The organism is Janthinobacterium sp. 17J80-10 (assembly GCF_004114795.1).
GTDB lineage: Bacteria > Pseudomonadota > Gammaproteobacteria > Burkholderiales > Burkholderiaceae_D > Paucimonas.
Genome location: NZ_CP035311.1, coordinates 1,794,436 through 1,812,536, shown reverse-complemented (window position 1 = coordinate 1,812,536; position 18,101 = coordinate 1,794,436). Strand labels below are relative to the sequence as shown.

The 18,101-nt window shown below is 59.0% G+C and carries 17 protein-coding genes and 1 riboswitch; of the genes, 11 read left to right on the top strand and 6 right to left on the bottom strand.

Annotated features, from left to right (window positions below; genetic code table 11):
• Window positions 1-2: 2 nt before the first annotated feature.
• Window positions 3-2,030, bottom strand: a complete 2,028-nt coding sequence (locus EKL02_RS08250; protein ID WP_164931986.1) for a TonB-dependent receptor — start codon at window positions 2,028-2,030, stop codon at window positions 3-5.
• A gap of 147 nt (window positions 2,031-2,177) precedes the next feature.
• Window positions 2,178-2,425: riboswitch (cobalamin riboswitch) on the bottom strand.
• Between the two features lie 199 nt (window positions 2,426-2,624).
• Between EKL02_RS08250 and EKL02_RS08245 the strand changes: the two genes are divergently transcribed.
• Genes EKL02_RS08245 through EKL02_RS08235 form a run of 3 tightly spaced genes read left to right on the top strand, consistent with a single transcriptional unit; the run spans window position 2,625 to window position 5,795 of the window.
• Window positions 2,625-3,359 carry a protein phosphatase CheZ gene (locus EKL02_RS08245; protein WP_128901603.1) on the top strand — a complete coding sequence of 245 codons (735 nt, stop codon included), beginning with the start codon at window positions 2,625-2,627 and terminating at the stop codon, window positions 3,357-3,359.
• Window positions 3,359-5,212 (top strand): chemotaxis protein CheA, encoded by a 1,854-nt coding sequence (locus EKL02_RS08240; protein ID WP_206732469.1) that lies wholly within the window; start codon window positions 3,359-3,361, stop codon window positions 5,210-5,212. The genes EKL02_RS08245 and EKL02_RS08240 overlap by 1 nt, the downstream gene beginning before the upstream one ends.
• Before the next feature lie 19 nt (window positions 5,213-5,231).
• Window positions 5,232-5,795, top strand: a complete 564-nt coding sequence (locus EKL02_RS08235) for a hypothetical protein (protein WP_128901601.1) — start codon at window positions 5,232-5,234, stop codon at window positions 5,793-5,795.
• Here EKL02_RS08235 and EKL02_RS08230 read toward each other — a convergent pair.
• On the bottom strand, window positions 5,792-6,376 hold the full coding sequence (locus EKL02_RS08230) for an HD domain-containing protein (protein ID WP_128901600.1): 585 nt from the start codon (window positions 6,374-6,376) through the stop codon (window positions 5,792-5,794). The two genes, EKL02_RS08235 and EKL02_RS08230, sit on opposite strands and share 4 nt — an antisense overlap.
• Before the next feature lie 134 nt (window positions 6,377-6,510).
• Here EKL02_RS08230 and EKL02_RS08225 point away from each other — a divergent pair, with 134 nt between their 5' ends.
• Window positions 6,511-6,882, top strand: a complete 372-nt coding sequence (locus EKL02_RS08225; RefSeq protein WP_128901599.1) for a GIY-YIG nuclease family protein — start codon at window positions 6,511-6,513, stop codon at window positions 6,880-6,882.
• Window positions 6,883-7,062: 180 nt separating this feature from the next.
• On the opposite strand, the gene EKL02_RS08220 is transcribed toward EKL02_RS08225, so the two are convergent.
• Together EKL02_RS08220 and EKL02_RS08215 are read right to left on the bottom strand one after the other, a co-directional pair.
• The gene (locus tag EKL02_RS08220) at window positions 7,063-8,208 is read right to left on the bottom strand and encodes an NADH-dependent flavin oxidoreductase (protein ID WP_128901598.1); all 1,146 of its coding nucleotides are present in this window, start codon (window positions 8,206-8,208) and stop codon (window positions 7,063-7,065) included.
• 86 nt (window positions 8,209-8,294) lie between these two features.
• Window positions 8,295-9,281 (bottom strand): aldo/keto reductase, encoded by a 987-nt coding sequence (locus EKL02_RS08215; RefSeq protein WP_128903434.1) that lies wholly within the window; start codon window positions 9,279-9,281, stop codon window positions 8,295-8,297.
• A 307-nt stretch (window positions 9,282-9,588) separates the two neighbouring features.
• On the opposite strand from EKL02_RS08215, the gene EKL02_RS08210 reads away from it, so the two are divergent.
• A complete protein-coding gene (locus tag EKL02_RS08210) occupies window positions 9,589-10,515 on the top strand; it encodes a LysR family transcriptional regulator (RefSeq protein ID WP_128901597.1) in 927 nt (308 codons plus the stop codon).
• 77 nt (window positions 10,516-10,592) lie between these two features.
• Here the strand turns inward: EKL02_RS08210 and EKL02_RS08205 are convergent, their stop codons facing one another.
• On the bottom strand, window positions 10,593-10,958 hold the full coding sequence (locus tag EKL02_RS08205; RefSeq protein ID WP_128901596.1) for a hypothetical protein: 366 nt from the start codon (window positions 10,956-10,958) through the stop codon (window positions 10,593-10,595).
• Window positions 10,959-10,974: 16 nt separating this feature from the next.
• Window positions 10,975-11,916, bottom strand: a complete 942-nt coding sequence (locus EKL02_RS08200; protein WP_128901595.1) for a CysB family HTH-type transcriptional regulator — start codon at window positions 11,914-11,916, stop codon at window positions 10,975-10,977.
• 132 nt (window positions 11,917-12,048) lie between these two features.
• Here EKL02_RS08200 and EKL02_RS08195 point away from each other — a divergent pair, with 132 nt between their 5' ends.
• The 6 genes from EKL02_RS08195 to EKL02_RS08170 are packed head-to-tail and all read left to right on the top strand — an operon-like array spanning window position 12,049 to window position 18,093.
• Window positions 12,049-12,825, top strand: coding sequence for a sulfite exporter TauE/SafE family protein (locus EKL02_RS08195; protein WP_128901594.1), 777 nt, complete (start codon window positions 12,049-12,051; stop codon window positions 12,823-12,825).
• A gap of 32 nt (window positions 12,826-12,857) precedes the next feature.
• A complete protein-coding gene (locus tag EKL02_RS08190; RefSeq protein ID WP_128901593.1) occupies window positions 12,858-14,552 on the top strand; it encodes a nitrite/sulfite reductase in 1,695 nt (564 codons plus the stop codon).
• Entirely contained in the window at window positions 14,545-15,066 is a 522-nt protein-coding gene (locus EKL02_RS08185; RefSeq protein WP_128901592.1) for a DUF934 domain-containing protein, read from the top strand. The genes EKL02_RS08190 and EKL02_RS08185 overlap by 8 nt, the downstream gene beginning before the upstream one ends.
• Window positions 15,067-15,074: 8 nt before the next feature.
• Window positions 15,075-15,785 (top strand): phosphoadenylyl-sulfate reductase, encoded by a 711-nt coding sequence (locus EKL02_RS08180; protein ID WP_128903433.1) that lies wholly within the window; start codon window positions 15,075-15,077, stop codon window positions 15,783-15,785.
• Window positions 15,786-15,831: 46 nt separating this feature from the next.
• On the top strand, window positions 15,832-16,767 hold the full coding sequence (cysD, locus tag EKL02_RS08175; RefSeq protein WP_128901591.1) for a sulfate adenylyltransferase subunit CysD: 936 nt from the start codon (window positions 15,832-15,834) through the stop codon (window positions 16,765-16,767).
• On the top strand, window positions 16,768-18,093 hold the full coding sequence (locus EKL02_RS08170) for a GTP-binding protein (protein ID WP_128901590.1): 1,326 nt from the start codon (window positions 16,768-16,770) through the stop codon (window positions 18,091-18,093).
• The last annotated feature ends 8 nt before the right edge of the window (window positions 18,094-18,101 follow it).

Sequence of the window (18,101 nt, the reverse complement as noted above, 5' to 3'; positions counted from 1 at the left end):
ATTCAGAAACGATACTCCGCGCTTACATAACCATTGCGCCGCACTTCCGGATAGGCATTAAACGAAGTATAGGTACCGTTGACGATTCCATACGAATAATATGCCTTGTCGAACAGGTTATTGATGCCCGCGGCCAGCCGCCATGCGCCCAGGTCATGGCTGACCTTGATGTCGGTCACCGTGTAGGCTGGCATGTTGCGGAAGAGGTTGGCCTGGTCATTGTCGTAGCGCTGGCTGCCGACATAATTGACATGCACCGTCAGGCGCGTTGCCGCCGCCGCCTGCCAGCCGAGGTTCAGGCTGACGCGATCCTTGGGTACCAGCGGGACATCATTGCCCGCAACATTGACGCCGCCATAGACGCCTTGACGAAAGCGTGCCTGGGTCCGGGTGTAACGCGCCGACAGGTCCACCGCTTTACCGACAGGCAGCTTGCCTTCCAGTTCAAGGCCGCGACGCCGCGTTGGCGACAGGTTCATGTTGGTAAAGGTAAGGGAGTTGTAGTGGATTTCATCGCTGATATCCATTTCGAACAGCCCGGCCCGCAGGCTTGCGCCCTTGCCGCTCCACTCCAGGCCCAGTTCGCGATCGCTGGAGCGTTGCGGCATGAGCAGGGGCGGACATGGCGCGAACCAGCAGCGATTCTCGTCGATGTTCGCGACGCGGAAACTCCGGCCCACGCGTCCATAGGCGGAGTACCCTGCACCCAGTTCCTGCTGTACCGCCAGCTCATGGGCAGACAAATGGTGTTCGACAGTCGAGCTTGGGCGCGGCACGATGCTTTCCGCATGCTCCTGGGTCACATTTTCGCGGCGCGCGCCAATGCTGAGGCGCGTGCCGGTCGACAGCGTCAATTCGTCGCGGAAATAGATCGCGCGGTTATCCTGGCTGCCAGACTCGTCAAGGCTGGACATGAAACCGGTGCCGACGGATTTGTTCACATACGTCCATTCGCTCCAGTCCAGGCCCACCGTCAGGCGGTTATCCATGCCGGCCAGGCGGGTCTTCCACAACAGGCGCGGGGACACCGTCGTGACATCCACATCCGTATCCATCTGGCTTGTCCCCCAGGCGGCACTGTTGAATAGGCGCGTATCCTTGTTGCGCCGCCCGATGTCGATGGCGAGAGTCACGTCGCCCAGGCGTTTTTCCCCGCGAAGGGAAAACACCTGGCTATCGCTGTTCAAGTAATCATCCGGTGTCGACGCCCCGCGCGGATCAGTGGCGAGCTGCGCCTCGGTACGTGCGCCAGGCAAGCGGGTTTTCTGGTCATCGGCACTGAAATTGAATGCAATGAATTCGTCACGCCCGCCGAAACGCAATTCGCCGCTGACAGCCTGCTGTTCTGCCCGGTTGTTGGCGCGGTAGTTATCATTCTCGTAATGCTGCGCATTCAAGCTCAGCCCCCACTGGCCATTGCCGGCTTGCACCCCGCCGCGCGATTCCCGCAGCTTGTGGCTGCCGGCCAATACCTTGACATTGCCCGCCACACCGTCAATCACCGGCGACCGCGTGATGATATTGATGGTGCCGCCCGTCGCCCCGCCGCCGTACAGCACGGCGCCGCTGCCGCGCAGGATTTCAATGCGTTCGATGGAGTCGAGGGGAATTGCCGACAGACGGGCCGCAGCACCCTCGTTCTCGGAAATGCGCTGGCCGTTCAGCAGGACCAGGGTGTTTTGGTCGCCTGACATGCCGAAGCCGCGCAGATCCAGAGGCAGGTCCGACACACCGGTGAAGTTGATGCGGGTATGCACCCCGCCGACCTTGCTGAGCACCTCGGAAACCGTGGTGGCCGAACTGTTGCGTATTTCATCTGCAGTGATGACCTGGGCAGCAATTGGCGCATTTGCCGCATCGGACTGAAAGCGTGTCGCGGTAACCACGACCGGGGCTAACGCCTGCTGGGCATACAGGTTATTGGCAAACAGGAGCGGCAACAAAGCCGCAACGGGCTGCAATCGGCCAAACGCCGGCAAGGAATTAATGGAGGCCGCCCTGGCTGGGCGGGAATGACTATGCTTGGACATGATTTCGTTTTCAAGAAAAGCTCCCGGCCGGCGTCCCCGCAGGCTGGGCTTAACAAAAGTCGGAAACGGGGGAGGAAAACGAAAAACGGAATGAGGTTGCCAACGGTGCAGCAGAGTCATTTCGAGTTCGCGAAATTCCCCGTTCGCAGCACTTTCACCTGTTCTGGCCGGTATCCGGGCTGACAAGACAAACCGTGCCACCTTCCCATGCCAGACGAGCACAGTGGTATCGAGACACAGCCAGTACGGCATTGCCGTACGCTTGCTTACCGTTGCGGGGGCAGCACACGCCGCCTGGAGTCGCCTGGATACAGCGCGAATCAACAAGGCATCGTGTTTCCCGTTTAACTGCGCGCCAGGAAAGACGCGCGGGCACCAAAACCCCGCAAGTCTACGCTTGAACCCATGCACCAGTCAATTCGGCAACATGATCGCGGATGCCTTGCGCATTTGCGACGATTTGACAATTCCTTTGCCCATGCCGAGAAATTCTTCGGTATTATTGCCAGTAATCAACGCAATAATCGACGATATATTGCCGTCTGGCCGACTGGCCTGCTGGACGGCTCCCCGCACACTGGAGAAGCACTTGCTATGACTGACGACCTTGACGCACTCTTTGAAGAAGTGTCGGCGCAACGCGCCCAGGCAAATGTGGTGACGCAAGCCGTGCCAGCCCCGCCGGCGGAGATCGATGGCAAGCTGGCGTCGGACATTTACGATAGCCAGGACCAGCAAGCCAAGCCAATGTACGAACGCCTCGGCGGCATCGTGCGCCTGCTGCATGACTCGCTGCGCGAACTCGGTTACGACCGCACCCTGTCCGACGTCGCCTCGCAGATCACCGATGCCCAGGGGCGCCTGGAGCACATCGCCTCGCTGACCGAACAGGCCGCCAACCGCGTCCTCAACACGATCGACCAGGGCATCCCGGAGCAGGAAGCCGTGCTGAAAAGCGCACAGGCGATGGATAGCCGCTGGACCAGCCTGTTTGAAGGCAAGCTGAGCGTGGAAGAATTCCGCCTGCTGGCCACCGATTCAAAAGAATTTGCCCTGCAGGTCGCCAGCGCCACCGAAACCGAAAAGGCGCGCCTGCTCGACATCATGATGGCGCAGGACTTCCAGGACATTACTGGCCAGTTGATCAAGAAAATTGTCGCCGTCACGCAAAAGGTCGAGAACGAGCTCGCCCAACTTTTGCTGGACAATGCGCCCCCCGAAGTCGTGCAGAGCCTGAAGGAAGCGCCGGAATCGCTCATGCAGGGCCCGTCCACCAGCGCACTGGGCCAAGACGACGTGGATAGCCTGCTGGAAGGTCTCGGCTTCTGATGGATGAAATGCTCAAGGAGTTCGTCGTCGAGGCGCTTGACCTTGCGACGAACGTGGAAGAACACCTGCTCAGCCTGGAAAAGCATCCCGACGATGCCGACACGCTGAACGCCCTGTTCCGTTCCTTCCATACGATCAAGGGCGGCGCCGGCTTCATGAACCTGCCGGCAATGGTTGCCGCCTGCCACCTGACTGAAAACCTGTTCGACGGCCTGCGCACCGGCAAGGTGCCGGTCACGCCGCTGGCGATCGAAGCGGCGCTGCAAGCCAGCGGCTTTGTCGCCGACCAGCTGCAGGCGCTGTCCAACGGCACCGAGCCGGCCGCGCTTTCGGGCATGCCGGAAGATCTCAAGGATTTGCTCAACCAGGCCATCGAAGGCAAGGCCGGCGCCACACCCGCCGCCAGGAGCGCCGCGCCAGCAAGCGCGCCGCAGGCGAGCGTTCCGGCGGATGCAGGCGCCGCCGCAGCCGACGCGCCCGCCGATGGCCCGGACTGGGAAGCGCTTTATTACGCCGTAGTGCCCGCTGAACTGGCCGCACAGCGCCCCGCCGCGCCAGCGGCACCGGCAACTTTCGCCGACGCCGGCGCCTCAGCGCCGGCTGCCAGCCCGGCCGCCGCAGGCCGGACCGCAAAGCCAGCCGCCGCAGCCGAAGGCAAGCAGACCTCGGCCAAGGATGAAAGCATCCGCATTGATGCAGTCAAGCTCGATGCGCTCCTGGAAGTGGCAGGCGAATCCGTGCAGGCAGCCAACCAGGCCAGCGTGCTGCTCGAAAAACTCATGCAATTCAAGTTCGAAGGCGATGCCGCCAGCCTGATGACGACCCTGGCGGAAACCCTGGGACGAGCATCGCGCTACTCGACGGAATTGCAGCGCGCCACCCTTTCGACCCGCATGCAGCCGGTCGGCCGCCTGTTCCAGAAGTTCCCCCGCATGGTGCGCGAACTGGCGCGCGACCTGGGCAAGGAAGTGGAATTGGTCATTGAAGGCGCTGAAACCGAAGTCGACCGGGTCGTGGTCGACAGCCTGTACGACCCGCTGGTCCACATGCTGCGCAACTCGCTCGATCATGGCATTGAAAACGCCGACGCGCGCGTTGCCGCGGGCAAGCCAGCCAAGGCGACCATCTTGCTCAAGGCCTGGCAGCAAGCCAACAGTGTCATGATCCAGATTGGCGACGATGGCAAGGGCATGGATGCGCAAGTACTGCGCGCCAAGGCGCTGGCCAAGGGCCTGATCAGTGACTCGGCGGCGCAAACCGTCGAAGAGGCGCTGCAACTGGTATTTCTGCCCGGATTTTCCACCAAGGAGGTTGCCTCCAGCGTCTCGGGCCGCGGCGTCGGCATGGACGTGGTAAAAACCGCGGTGGAAAAGCATCGCGGCGCCATCACCATCGACTCTACCCTGGGCGCCGGGACCTGCTTCTCGATCCGCCTGCCGATCGAACTGTCGATCGTGCCGACCATGCTGGTGCGCACGGCCGGCGCGGCGCTGGCGATCCCGATGAGCGTGGTGGAACGCGTGGTGCAGTTACCCGCTGAATTCGAAGCCGTCGGCGGCGCCCCGGTCATGCGTGACCAGGGCCGGCCGCTGCCAGTGCGCTCGCTCGGCCAGACACTGGGTTACGAAAAATCCGAAGAGCGCATCGGCATCGTCATTGCCGCACCGCAGCCCTATATCCTGGCGGTGGACCGGGTCGAAGGCACTGCAGAAATGGTGATCAAGCCATTGACCGCGATGAGCGTGTCCGGCATCACCGGCACGGCACGTTCCGCCGAGGGCGAACTGGTACTGGTGCTGGACCTGTCCTTCCTTCTGGATGGCTGCCGCACGACAGCGCGCCTGGCCGCCTGAACTTGCGTGTATCCGGCAGATGGCACACAAATCCTCAGTTGATGCAAACTACCGCTTCATCGCAGCGAGTCAGGAAGTCAACGCGCGGATCAATCAACGCCAGCATGCGCTGGCCTTGTACGTCACCCTGGTGGTCAGCCTGCTGGCTGCCCTGGTTGCGCTCAAGCCAAGCGAAGGCAAAAGCGCTGTTCCCGTTGAATGGCTGCTACTGGGTTTTCCAGTCGCATCCGTGTGCCTGGCGTTTCTCAACTTCAAAGCCGAGCGCGCCATCACCAATCTTCGCCGGTTCATGTCGGCGCTGGAGCGCCTGGATAATGCGCATGAAAGCCTGCCGAGTTACAACACGCATCCCAAATGGGCCATGGGCGCCAATAAAGCGCGCCGATTTCATGACTATGCAGCGGCTGTCCTGGTTGCTGGCGGCAATACGGTCGGTTTAGGTGCCGTCCTCAAGATCTATCCGCAACGCATTGCGGATGCACCGATCACGCTGTGGCTGTCAGTCGCCGTTGCGATTGCCTCGGTGGCGGCGTTGCTTCTCAGCCCCAGGTGGAGCTTCACCCCGGAAGAAACCGAGGATTAAGCCTGCGTTGCAAAATGTTGGGTTACCCATTGCTCGCATACGGTCCATAGCAGCGGCGCCCCTCTTTCAATAACGGGCCCATAGCGGGAGAAGACCTGTTCAAGTGAAACGCTGTTTTCTGTCCAGGTTCCGCCACCGGTGAATACATTGACAAGGAGCGGTTGAAAGCGGTCGAGCGCCTTCGCAAACTTCGCATCCTCTGTCTCTGCACGCTCAAATTCCTGCCATAAAGCCAGAAGTTCGTCGCCTTGTTGCTGTGGCAATAAGCCAAACAATCGCGCCGCTGCCCTGGATTCTTGTTCAGCCTGCACTTCGCTTGAAAACCCACCATGGATGGGAAAATCGCCGACGTCTATCTCGACGACGTCATGCAGCAAAAGCATCTGTATAACCCGATGTGTATTCACAGGCCCACTGGCATACTCATTGAGTAACAAGGCATACATCGCCAAGTGCCAGGAATGCTCTGCAGAATTTTCTTTCCGACTTCTGTCAAGCAGCGGTGATTGCCGTATAACGCTCTTCAGTCGGTCGATTTCTCTTAGAAAATTTAACTGCTTTTCTAACGTGGCTAATTGCATGATGTTTTTACATTCAACGGTGACTGAATAGTATATAGAACGGCTGCGGCGATCGTCTGCTTTGGATCGGAAACAATCGCGCGTTAGTTAGTTCCCGCCGAAGGTTTAGCTTCGCGGTGGGGTAAAATCGGCTGATGATCCAAACGGCACAGACTCCCTGGTTTCTTTATATGATCGAATGCGATGACGGAAGCATTTATACCGGCATTGCGACCAATGTGGAAAGCCGCTTCCAGGCACATGCATCTGGAAAGGGAGCAAAGTACACAAGAGCACACAAGCCGCGTGATTTGCTGCTGGCCGTACGCTATCCGAACCGATCCATTGCCTCCAAGGCCGAATACGAATTCAAAAAACTTTCAGCAAAACTAAAGCGAAGTTGGATAGAAAAAGGAATTGCGCTAGCCGAGGCTGAACAAGGCGTCGCTGCCATCAAAGCGGGCGATCAATGCACCGATCGGTATGCCGAACACGGTGGCGCAGACGAATCCAAAAATGATCAATGACAACGCATTTCCCGCACGATCTGAGCCCATAAGGCTGACCGCGGTTTCACTGGCAAGCGCCCAGTACACGGGCAAAGCGAATGCAGGAATAAGTCGGGCAGCGGCCAGACCGATTACGGAACTTGCCCCTTTTACAAGCGCCACTCGACCTGCAAATCATAGGTTGGGCTCATTTTGGACTCACTCTGTTTGGTGTTCAGATTTCTTTTTAATGACGTCAAACCATCCAGGCGTTGCATCGATGACGGCCCATAACTTCGAAGGAATGCTGACGCGAGAAACCTGATCCATCGATATCGAATGGTGAATCTCCCCGTCGCGGCCCGCATGCGCAAGCGCCATCCAGTCAGGATTGATGACGAGACTCTGACCGACAGCGACAAGTGAAAGCCCCATTTCAATGGCCTGTGTAGCTTGTTCAGGCGTCTTGACGCGTCCTGCCGCAATCAAGGGCACTTGACCGTCAATGTGGTTGCGCAAGATGCTGACGATCGGAGATCCAAACGGGCCATGCAGAGGTTTTTGATCCAAGGCACTGCCGAGCGATGCATGAATATAGGTGATTCCATTGGCAATAAGACGGCTGATTAGCTGGAGCGAATCGGCGATCCGCAGTCCATTGTCAACGCCCTCCTCAACCGAAATTCTATAGCCGAGTGCAAACGGCCTGTCAGCATGTTCTTTAATTGCGCCTTTAACCGCTTCGACCACAGCAAGAGGAAACCGCATGCGGTTTTCAAGTGAACCACCCCACCGGTCCGTGCGACGGTTGGAATGGGGGGAGAAGAAGTTTTGGATCAAGAAACCGTGTGCGCCATGAAGTTCGACGCCATCGAAGCCAGCAACGATAGCCCTGCGCGTCGCATCCGCGAATGCTTGAATAACTTCCAGAATTTCCTCGTCTCGAAGAGCGCGCGGAACCAAGGCTGGCGCAAACGGCCCAGCCTCGCCTTCAACTGCGCTCGCCGCCACGACGTCTGAGACCAGTGCCGGCAATGTTTTCGCACCGGCGTGAAAGATTTGCAGAATAGCAGGCGCACCGCCACTTTTCGCCGCAGTCGCGAGCCTCTTCAGGCTGGGGATAAATCGATCATCATGGGCGGCGAACTCACCCGTGAAGCCGATGCCATTCGGCTGCACGTGCGTGCAGCCGGTAATGACTAAACCTACGTCTTTAGCCCGGCGACGATAATACGCCTCCTCCTCATCAGAGACCGTACCATCGTCGTTGCTGGCCCATGTTGTCATCGGTGCCATCACGATACGATTGCGAAGGACGATACCGGCCGTCAGAGCCGATTGCTCGAATAAATTGCTGTGTTTCACAAGGATTACCCTCAATAACGTTAAATCGCGGCCTGCGTCCGGTACGGCTGGATCAACCGGCCAACCGCATGACTGGACTTGTTGTACTAGACCGTGTAATCGATCTGGCTCATGTGTTCTTTGCCCATGCGGTCTCCGTAGACCGGGAATTTGGACAGCGACGTCTCGATCTCTTGCACGTCGGCTGCGGTAAGCTGAAAGCGCCGGGCACCGAGGTTTTCGAGCAGATGGTCCTCGCTTCGTGTGCCTGGGATCGGAACGATATTGGAACCTTTCGCCAGCAGCCATGCCAACGAGATCTGCGATGGCGTCGCGCCTTTCCTGGCTGCGTAAGCTTTAATCCATTCGATGATCGGCATGTTCAACGGCAGGAATTCCTTTGAGAACCGAGGGAAACCTGCGCGGAAGTCGTTCTTCTGATCAAACTTGGTATTCGTATCGATCTTCCCTGTCAGGAATCCCTCACCAACAGGCGCCCAAGGTACAAAGCCAATGCCTAACTCGTTGCAAGTGGCGAGTACGCCATTCAATTCAACGTTGCGAGTCCACAATGAGTATTCCGACTGGACTGCAGATACGGGCTGGACCGCATGCGCGCGCCGGATCGACTTCGCACTCGCCTCTGAAAGGCCAAAATGCAGCACTTTGCCTTGTTGGATAAGATCTTTAATGGCTCCGGCGACTTCTTCGACCGGCACGTTTGGATCAATACGGTGCTGGTAATAAAGGTCGATGTGATCGGTGCGCAGGCGCTTCAGCGATTCTTCGACGACCTTGCGGATATGTTCTGGGCGACTATTTGTTGCAATCGTGCCGTCAATGGCGAAGCCAAACTTTGTGGCGATCTTTACTTGATCACGGAAAGGCTGGAGCGCTTCACCAACCAGTTCTTCATTGATGTACGGCCCGTAAACCTCTGCAGTATCGAAGAAAGTGACGCCGTTCTCGAATGCCTTCCGGATCGTCTTAATGCCCTGATCCTTGGACACCGGCACATTGTAATTGCCGCTCATGTTCATGCAGCCGGCGCCAATTTCCGAGACCTGCAACGTTCCAAGTTTCCGCTGTTTCATGGTTTTACCTCGCGTAAGTTTGATGTTTTTGTCAGCCTGTGCATAAGCTGACCCGATTCCAAGAACTGATCCTGCCGCTGCGGCGGCGCCGAACAAAGCTGACGTCTTCAGAAATTCGCGTCGGCCGTGCTCTTTGGAAGTTGGGCGTTCAACTGATTGCCTCGCCAGGTCCAGATCGTCGTCATTAATTGCCATGGTTGTGCCTCTCGTGAGTGCCAAATGGATTGTTGATGTATGCAAGATATCAGTCGGCGATCCATATGATTAGATGTCATAATTATCTTAGTCTTATAACTATGAGTTATGAATGGCACAGGCGAGCATGGATGATCTTGTCGCGTTCCTGGCAGTTGCACGGGAGAAAAGCTTTACGCGGGCAGCGGCCCAGCTTGGCGTTTCACAACCCGCGCTGAGTGCGAAGATCACTGCGCTTGAAGCGCGATTGGGGGTCCGATTACTCACCAGAACGACGCGTAGCGTCTCCACGACTGAGGCTGGCGAACGCCTATTACAATCGATTGGCCCGCATTTCGAGGGTATCGAATCGGGATTGGCTGCTTTAAGCGAACTGCGGGACAAGCCGGCCGGTAGCTTGCGTATCACTTCGGTCGAACATGCGTCCCAGACTATCCTGGCGCCGGCGCTTGCGAAGCTCCTGCCTGACTATCCTGATATTACGGTCGAAATCATCAATGACTACGGCCTTGCAGACATCGTGGCTGATCGATTCGACGCGGGTATACGCTTAGGCGAACAGGTCGCGCAAGATATGATTGCTGTGCGTATAGGACCGGACTTCAAACAATTCGTGGTCGGTGCCCCTTCGTATTTCGAGAAGCGGGGCATACCGAATACGCCACACGACCTGACCGGGCATCACTGTATTGCGTTACGCCTTCCGTCTTCCGGCGGTTACTGGTCGTGGCCGTTTGTAAAAAATGGACAGGAGCTCAAAGTGCGGCCTGGAGGGCAATTGTCGTTCAACACAATTACGCTTCAGCTGGATAGCGCTCTTTCGGGGCTAGGCCTGGGATACTTGCCGGAGGATGTAGTGAGCGAACATTTATCGACCGGTCGACTGGTGCGGGTCTTGGCGGATTGGTCGTCGCCGATGTCCGGATATCACTTGTATTATCCGAGCCGTCGCCAAAAGACACCCGCCTTTTCCCTGTTGGTTGATGCGCTAAGCTATCGGAGAACTTTGCCGCCAAAGCGCGGCAACTCAGTCGTATAAATCAGAAGCTCAGGTTCAGATTGACAGCGCCATCACCGCCAACCGTGCTCGAGAATTACCCTGAACAGTGGCTTCACTCAATCGCAATAAAGCGCGTACACCGGGTCGTTCCTGAGCTGCTGCTTGCGCGATGCGTAGTCCAGACCGGCCAAGGCGGCGCGCCACGCCTTACGCGCATCCTCGAACGCCCCGATGGGCGTAGTTAAAAACGCCAAGTACAGCGGCACATCGTCCGCCAGCATCAGGTGCAAATCAAGGCTGTCGAGCGCCGCCAGCACTTCGCGGGCCACGGAATCGTCGCCATCCCAGTCATCATAGTCCGCCGCGCCCGACTGGAAGCGATGGCTAGCCCAGTCCCAGAGCTGTTGCGTGGCCAGCTCACCCGCTTGCCAGGATTGCAGCATCCGGATGATTTCGCCGCGCGTGACGTAATTCTCTTTCATGAGGCTATCCGCCGCGTTACAGGTCGTAGTGATCCTTTTCGCCGTTCATGGCCCGTTCGATCATCTTGCGGTTCAGTACCGGCGCCAGCAATTCGATGAAGGTATAGACATAGCTGCGCAGGTAAGCGCCCTGCTTGACCGCAACGCGCGAGACATTGGTGCCGAACAGGTGGCCGACGGGAATCGCCCGCAAATTGCGGTCGCGCTCCGGGTCAAACGCCATGCCGGCGATGATGCCAACCCCCATGTTCAATTCCACGTAAGTCTTGATGACATCGGCGTCAATCGCTTCGAGCAGGATATCGGGCTTCAGGTTACGGAGGGCAAAGGCATGGTCGATCTTGTTACGTCCGGTAAACGCACTGTCATAGGTAATGACCGGATAGGCCGCGATTTCTTCCAGCGTGATGTCGTCGGACTTCAGCAAGGGGTGTTCTTGCGGGACTACCACGATATGTTCCCATTGATAGCATGGCAACGTCACCAACCCGTCCTGGGTGGCAATGGCTTCGGTGGCAATTGCCAGGTCGGCCTGGTCTTTCAAGACCATTTCAGCAATTTGCCTGGGATTGCCTTGTATTAAAGACAACCTCACCTTGGGATATTTTTGGGTAAAGGCTTGCACGACCTTGGGCAAGGCGTAGCGCGCCTGGGTGTGCGTGGTCGCAATGGTAAAACCGCCGCTATCCTGCGCGGCGAATTCCTTGCCAATCTGTTTCAGGCCATCGATTTCCTGCATAATCAGTTCCACGGACTTCAGCACGGCACGTCCTGGCTCGGTCAGGCCGCGAATTCGCTTGCCGTGGCGCAAGAAAATGTCGATCCCCAATTCTTCTTCCAGCTCGATAATCGCTTTGGAAACACCTGGCTGGGAGGTAAACAATGCCCTGGCTGCCTCGGTCAGGCTGAAATTCTGCCGGACCGCTTCCCGCACAAAGCGTAACTGATGAAGATTCATGGGTGTTCCTTTACTTGCCTGCTTATTTTGCGCATTTGTTTATGCCGAATTCGCATATAAGCAAATAAATACTATGTAGTTTGGAATATTGCCCAAGTTTATTACCATTCGGGTTACTTTGCGCGAGGTGTTATGGATTTTTCTTATATAGTGTCGGGGTTCGCCGTCGGCATCCTGGTAGGGCTGACTGGCGTGGGCGGCGGTTCCCTGATGACGCCGCTCCTGACTTTGCTGTTTGGCGTCGCGCCCACGACCGCGGTAGGTACCGACCTGGCGTTCGCCTCGATTACCAAAGGCGCCGGTACTATTGCGCACCGCTACAAAGGCAATGTCCACTGGGATATTGTCAAAAAGCTTTGCCTGGGCGCCCTTCCGGCTGCCCTGATTGCCACGCTGGCGCTGAAATATTTAGGCGGTTTCGACGCCCAGATCAACCAGTTCATCCGCTACTCGATCGGCTGCTCGGTGCTCTTGACCGTGGTTGCCCTGTTGTTCCGTGGCCGCATGTTGAAGTGGTTGAAACACCATCCTGAAAAACAGCTACAAGGCAGCAATCTAACTATTGCTACAATTACGGCTGGCGCCGTACTCGGCGCGCTGGTGACCATCTCATCGATTGGCGCCGGCGCGATCGGCGCGACCCTGCTGGTTCTGATGTATCCTCGCCTGTCGCCCGCCGAAATTGCCGGCACCGACATCGCTTACGCCGTCCCGCTGACTGCCATTGCCGCCATCGGCCACTGGTGGCTCGGCTCGATCAACTGGAGCTTGCTGCTGATGCTCCTGATCGGTTCGGTCCCCGGAATCACGCTTGGTGCAATGGGATCCCGTGCCATTCCGGAAAAGGTGTTGCGTGCATTGCTGGCCACCACGCTGACCGGCGTCGCCGTGAAGTTACTGAGTACCTAGACATAATAATCAAGCCGTATAAAGGATTGAAGATGTATCGCTACGACCAATACGATCACCAGATCATCCAGGAACGCGTTGCGCAGTTCCGCGACCAGGTGCGCCGCCGCATCTCGGACGAACTGACCGAAGATGAATTCCGCATCCTGCGCCTGCAAAATGGCCTGTACATGCAGCGGCACGCCTATATGCATCGCATTGCCGTGCCTTACGGCATGCTGTCGTCGAAGCAGATGCGCATGCTCGCGCATATCGCCCGCAAGTACGACCGCGGCTACGGTCACTTCACCACGCGCCAGAATATCCAGTTCAACTGGATCAACCTGGAAGACGCGCCTGCCATCCTGGCGGATCTGGCCACCGTTGAAATGCATGCGATCCAGACTTCCGGCAATTGCGTGCGCAACATCAGTTCCGACCAGTTTGCCGGCGTTGCCGCCGACGAGCTCATCGATCCGCGCCCGTATTGCGAAATCCTGCGCCAGTGGAGCACTTTCCACCCCGAATTCGCCTACCTGCCGCGCAAGTTCAAGATCGCCATCAATGGCGCCGTCGAAGACCGCGCCGCCATCGGCATGCACGACATCGGCCTGACCGTCGTCAGGAATGACCAGGGCGAGATCGGTTTCCGCGTCATGGTCGGCGGCGGCCTCGGCCGGACCCCGCTGGTCGGCGCCACGATCCGCGAATTCCTGCCCTGGCAGCACGCGCTGACCTATATCGAAGCGATCCTGCGGGTCTACAACCAGCATGGCCGCCGCGACAATATCTACAAGGCCCGCATCAAGATCCTGCTGAAAGCCCTGGGCGCGGAAGAATTCGCCCGCCAGACTGAAGCCGAATGGGTCGACCTGAAGGATAGCGAAGCCACCCTGACAGTCGAGGAACTGCAGCGCGTCGCTGCCTACTTCACGGCGCCGGCTTACCTGACGCTGCCCGCTTCCGACGCTGCCTTCGAACAGGAAAAAGCCACCAACAAGGCTTTCGCCAACTGGGTCCTGCGCAACGTCAAGGCGCATAAGGTGCCGGGCTATGCCGCCGTGGTCCTGTCGCTGAAGAAAACCGGCGTGCCGCCGGGCGACATTACCGCTGACCAGATGGAATTCGTCGCCGACCTGGCCGACCGCTACAGCTTCGGCGAATTGCGTTCCGCCCATGAGCAAAACCTGATCCTGGCCGATGTGCGCCAGGCCGACCTGGTTTCGCTGTGGAAGGAAGCCAAGGCCCATGGCCTGGCCACGCCGAATATCGGTCTGTTGACCGACATGATCTGCTGCCCTGGCGGCGACTTCTGCTCGCTGGCCAATGCCAAGTCGATCCCGATCGCCGGCGCCATCGCCGAGCGTTTCGACAACCTCGACTTCCTGCATGACATCGGCGAGATCGAACTGAACATTTCGGGTTGCATCAATGCCTGCGGCCACCACCACATCGGCAACATCGGCATCCTCGGCGTCGACAAGGATGGCAGCGAGTGGTACCAGGTGTCGCTGGGCGGCGCCCAGGGCAACGACATCGCCGTCGGCAAGATCATCGGGCCGTCGTTCTCTGCCGGCCAGATGCCGGAAGTGATCGACCGCATCCTGCAAGTCTACGTGCGCGACCGCACCGAAGACGAAAAATTCATCGACACGGTGCGCCGCATCGGCATTACGCCTTTCAAGGAATATGTCTATGCCACCCCGATCAAAACCGAACTGCAGCACGGAGAAGATGCGTATGCGTAACATCATCAAGGACCGCCAGATCGTGGCGGATGACTGGACTGTCCTGAAGCTGGAAGAAGGCCAGGCGCCGGAAAGCGCAACGGTTGCCCCCGGCAAGGTCCTGGTGCCGCTGACGGTATGGCTGGCCCAGCGCGCCACCCTCGCCGCGCGCAGCGATGTCGGCGTCTGGATCGACAGTCACGAGCGCGCCGAAGACCTGAAGGACGACGCAGCGAAGCTGCCGCTGATCGCCGTGAATTTCCCGAAATTCGCCGATGGCCGCGGCTATTCGATCGCCTATAACCTGCGCTCGCGCCTGAAGTACACGGGTGAGTTGCGTGCCATTGGCGACGTCCTGCGCGACCAGCTGTTCTACATGCAGCGCGCCGGCTTCAATGCCTTTGCCGTGCGTGAAGACAAGGACATCAATGATGCGCTGAAGGGCTTGGGCGATTTTACCCAGCCTTACCAGAATTCCACGGATATCCGCGCACCGCTGTTCCGCCGTGTGCATCGCAACGGGGCGTCGGCGTGAGTGATTCCCTGAGCGTCTACGACAAGCTTGTCGCCGACACCAAGCTGACGCTGGGTCGCATCGCCAGCGACTTCACGCCGGCCGTGCTGGCATCGAGCCTCGCGGCCGAAGACATGGTGCTGACCGACCTGATTTTGCGCAGCGGCCTGCCGATCGGCATCTTCAGCCTGGAAACCGGCCGCCTGCACGCCGAGACGCTGGGCATGATCGATCGCATCAAGCAAAGCTACGCCTATGAAGTTGCACTGTACAAGCCGCAGCCAGAGGCAGTGGATGCCTACGTCGCCACGCATGGCCTGAATGCCTTTTACGACAGCGTCGAGATGCGCAAGGAATGCTGCCGCATCCGCAAGGTCGAGCCGCTCGGCCGCGCCCTCGCCGGCAAGAAGGCCTGGATCACCGGCCAGCGCCGTGCCCAGGCCGCCACCCGCGCCGAGCTGCACGTGCAGGAAGACGACCCGGCCCACGGCATGGTGAAGTTCAATCCCCTGGCCGACTGGTCGGAGGAAGACGTCTGGCGTTATATCCGCGACAACGACGTGCCCTACAACCCGTTGCACGACAAGGGTTATCCGTCGATCGGCTGCGAACCCTGCACCCGCGCCATCCAGCCTGGCGAGGATATCCGCGCCGGCCGCTGGTGGTGGGAACAGCCCGACTCCAAGGAATGCGGCCTGCATGTCGTTGACGGCAAGCTGGTGCGAATCAAGCCGGTCTAGCCCTGGTCAGATCACAAAAGAGACATTTCAATACACCCCGGACATCATGAACACAGCAGTCGATAAATTATTCCTGGACGCGGCCAGCAACCGCCACCTGGACTGGCTCGAATCCGAAGCCATCCACATCATGCGCGAAGTCGCCGCCGAGTGCACCAACCCTGCCCTGCTGTTCTCGGGCGGCAAGGACTCGGTAGTCTTGCTGCGCATCGCAGAAAAGGCTTTCCGCCCCGGCAAATTCCCCTTCCCGCTGGTGCACGTCGATACCGGCCACAACTTCCCGGAAGTCATCACCTTCCGCGACAAGCGCGTGGCCGAACTGGGCGAGCGCCTGATCGTCGGCTCGGTCGAGGATTCGATCAAGCGCGGCACCGTGCGCCTGCGCAACCCGCAAACGGATTCGCGCAATGCCGCGCAAGCGGTCACCCTGCTGGAAACCATCGCCGAACACAAGTTCGACGCCTGCATCGGCGGCGCCCGCCGCGATGAAGAAAAGGCCCGAGCCAAGGAACGCATCTTTTCCTTCCGCGACGAATTCGGCCAGTGGAACCCGAAGGCGCAGCGCCCGGAACTGTGGGACCTGTATAACACCCGCGTGCATCCGGGCGAAAACATGCGCGTATTCCCGATCTCGAACTGGACCGAGCTCGACGTCTGGCAATACATCGCCCGCGAAAAGCTGGAACTGCCGCCGATCTACTTCGCCCACGAGCGCGAAGTTATCCCGCGCAATGGCTTGCTGGTGCCCCTGACCGACCTGACCCCGCCGAAGGAAGGCGAGCATGTCGAAAAACGCATCGTGCGTTTCCGCACCGTCGGCGACATTTCCTGCACCTGCCCGGTCGCCTCTGACGCTGCCGATGTGGATGCCATCATCGCCGAAACGGCGGTCACGCAAATTACCGAGCGCGGCGCGACCCGCATGGATGACCAGACATCCGAAGCCTCGATGGAAAAACGTAAAAAAGAAGGATATTTCTAAATGAACGCCGTGGTTGCAGATCAATCCAAGTCCGGTGCAGGTTCGAATGAACGCGGCCTGCTGCGCTTCATCACCGCCGGCTCCGTCGACGATGGCAAGAGCACGCTGATCGGCCGCCTGCTGTTTGACAGCAAGGGCATTTTTGCCGACCAGCTGGCCTCGATTTCGCGCTCGAAGCACAAGCGCACCGTCGGCGACATCGTCGACCTGTCGCTCCTGACCGATGGCCTCGAAGCCGAACGCGAGCAGGGCATCACCATCGACGTGGCCTACCGCTACTTCGCCACGCCCAAGCGCAAGTTCATCATCGCCGACACCCCGGGCCACGAGCAATACACCCGCAACATGGTCACCGGCGCATCGACCGCCGACGCCGTCATCATCCTGGTCGACGTTTCCAAGGTCAAGCTGGGCGATGACGGCAGCGTCGAGCTGCTGACGCAGACCAAGCGCCACTCGACCATTGCGCATCTCCTGCGCATCGAGCACGTGATCGTCGCCGTCAACAAGATGGACCTGGTCAATTACGACCGCACCGTGTACGAGCGCATCGTCGGCGAATACCAGAAGTTTGCGCAACAGCTTGGCCTGGCCGACGTGCATGCGATCCCGCTGTCGGCGCTGGCCGGCGACAACGTCGTCGAGCGCGGCGACAACATGACCTGGTATGAAGGCCCGACCCTGATCGAGCTGCTGGAGTCGCTCTCGGTATATGACGACGCCCACGAAGAGCCATTGCGCTTCCCGGTGCAGCTGGTGGCGCGCCACGGCGGCCACCTGGCCGACGACTTCCGCGGCTACATGGGCCGCATTGAATCCGGCAAGGTCAGCAAGGGCGACAAGCTGGTGGTGCAGCCAACCGGCCTGACTGCCACGGTCAAGGATATCCATACCCTGGACGGTTCGCTTGAGACAGCGCGCGCCGGCCAGTCCGTCACGCTGCTGCTGGAAGAATATGTGGACATCTCGCGCGGCGACATGCTGGCGGCTGCCGCCCAGCCCGCCACCCTGCTGAAAACCGTGGAAGCCGACGTCTGCTGGCTGTCGGAAGAGCCGCTGGACCTGCGCCGCAAGTACTGGCTCAAGCACACCACCAAGCAAGTGAGCGCGCGCGTCACGAAAATCGATACCCTGCTCGATATCAATACCCAGGAACGCCGCACTGCCGACGCCCTGAAACTGAACGATATCGCCCGTGTCTCGATCAACGTGCAGCAGCCGCTGGCAGCCGACTCCTACGACGCCATCCGCGCCACCGGCAGCTTCATCCTGATCGATGAAGTCACGCACCAGACGGTCGCCGCCGGCATGATCCGCCTCGCCTGAAGCGCCGC

Coding starts and splice junctions, on each gene's coding strand:
- EKL02_RS08250 (WP_164931986.1), bottom strand. CDS start 2,030: ATGTCCAAGCATAGTCATTCCCGCCCAGCCAGGGCGGCCTCCATTAAT.
- EKL02_RS08245 (WP_128901603.1), top strand. CDS start 2,625: ATGACTGACGACCTTGACGCACTCTTTGAAGAAGTGTCGGCGCAACGC.
- EKL02_RS08240 (WP_206732469.1), top strand. CDS start 3,359: ATGGATGAAATGCTCAAGGAGTTCGTCGTCGAGGCGCTTGACCTTGCG.
- EKL02_RS08235 (WP_128901601.1), top strand. CDS start 5,232: ATGGCACACAAATCCTCAGTTGATGCAAACTACCGCTTCATCGCAGCG.
- EKL02_RS08230 (WP_128901600.1), bottom strand. CDS start 6,376: ATGCAATTAGCCACGTTAGAAAAGCAGTTAAATTTTCTAAGAGAAATC.
- EKL02_RS08225 (WP_128901599.1), top strand. CDS start 6,511: ATGATCCAAACGGCACAGACTCCCTGGTTTCTTTATATGATCGAATGC.
- EKL02_RS08215 (WP_128903434.1), bottom strand. CDS start 9,281: ATGAAACAGCGGAAACTTGGAACGTTGCAGGTCTCGGAAATTGGCGCC.
- EKL02_RS08210 (WP_128901597.1), top strand. CDS start 9,589: ATGGCACAGGCGAGCATGGATGATCTTGTCGCGTTCCTGGCAGTTGCA.
- EKL02_RS08205 (WP_128901596.1), bottom strand. CDS start 10,958: ATGAAAGAGAATTACGTCACGCGCGGCGAAATCATCCGGATGCTGCAA.
- EKL02_RS08200 (WP_128901595.1), bottom strand. CDS start 11,916: ATGAATCTTCATCAGTTACGCTTTGTGCGGGAAGCGGTCCGGCAGAAT.
- EKL02_RS08195 (WP_128901594.1), top strand. CDS start 12,049: ATGGATTTTTCTTATATAGTGTCGGGGTTCGCCGTCGGCATCCTGGTA.
- EKL02_RS08190 (WP_128901593.1), top strand. CDS start 12,858: ATGTATCGCTACGACCAATACGATCACCAGATCATCCAGGAACGCGTT.
- EKL02_RS08185 (WP_128901592.1), top strand. CDS start 14,545: ATGCGTAACATCATCAAGGACCGCCAGATCGTGGCGGATGACTGGACT.
- cysD (WP_128901591.1), top strand. CDS start 15,832: ATGAACACAGCAGTCGATAAATTATTCCTGGACGCGGCCAGCAACCGC.
- EKL02_RS08170 (WP_128901590.1), top strand. CDS start 16,768: ATGAACGCCGTGGTTGCAGATCAATCCAAGTCCGGTGCAGGTTCGAAT.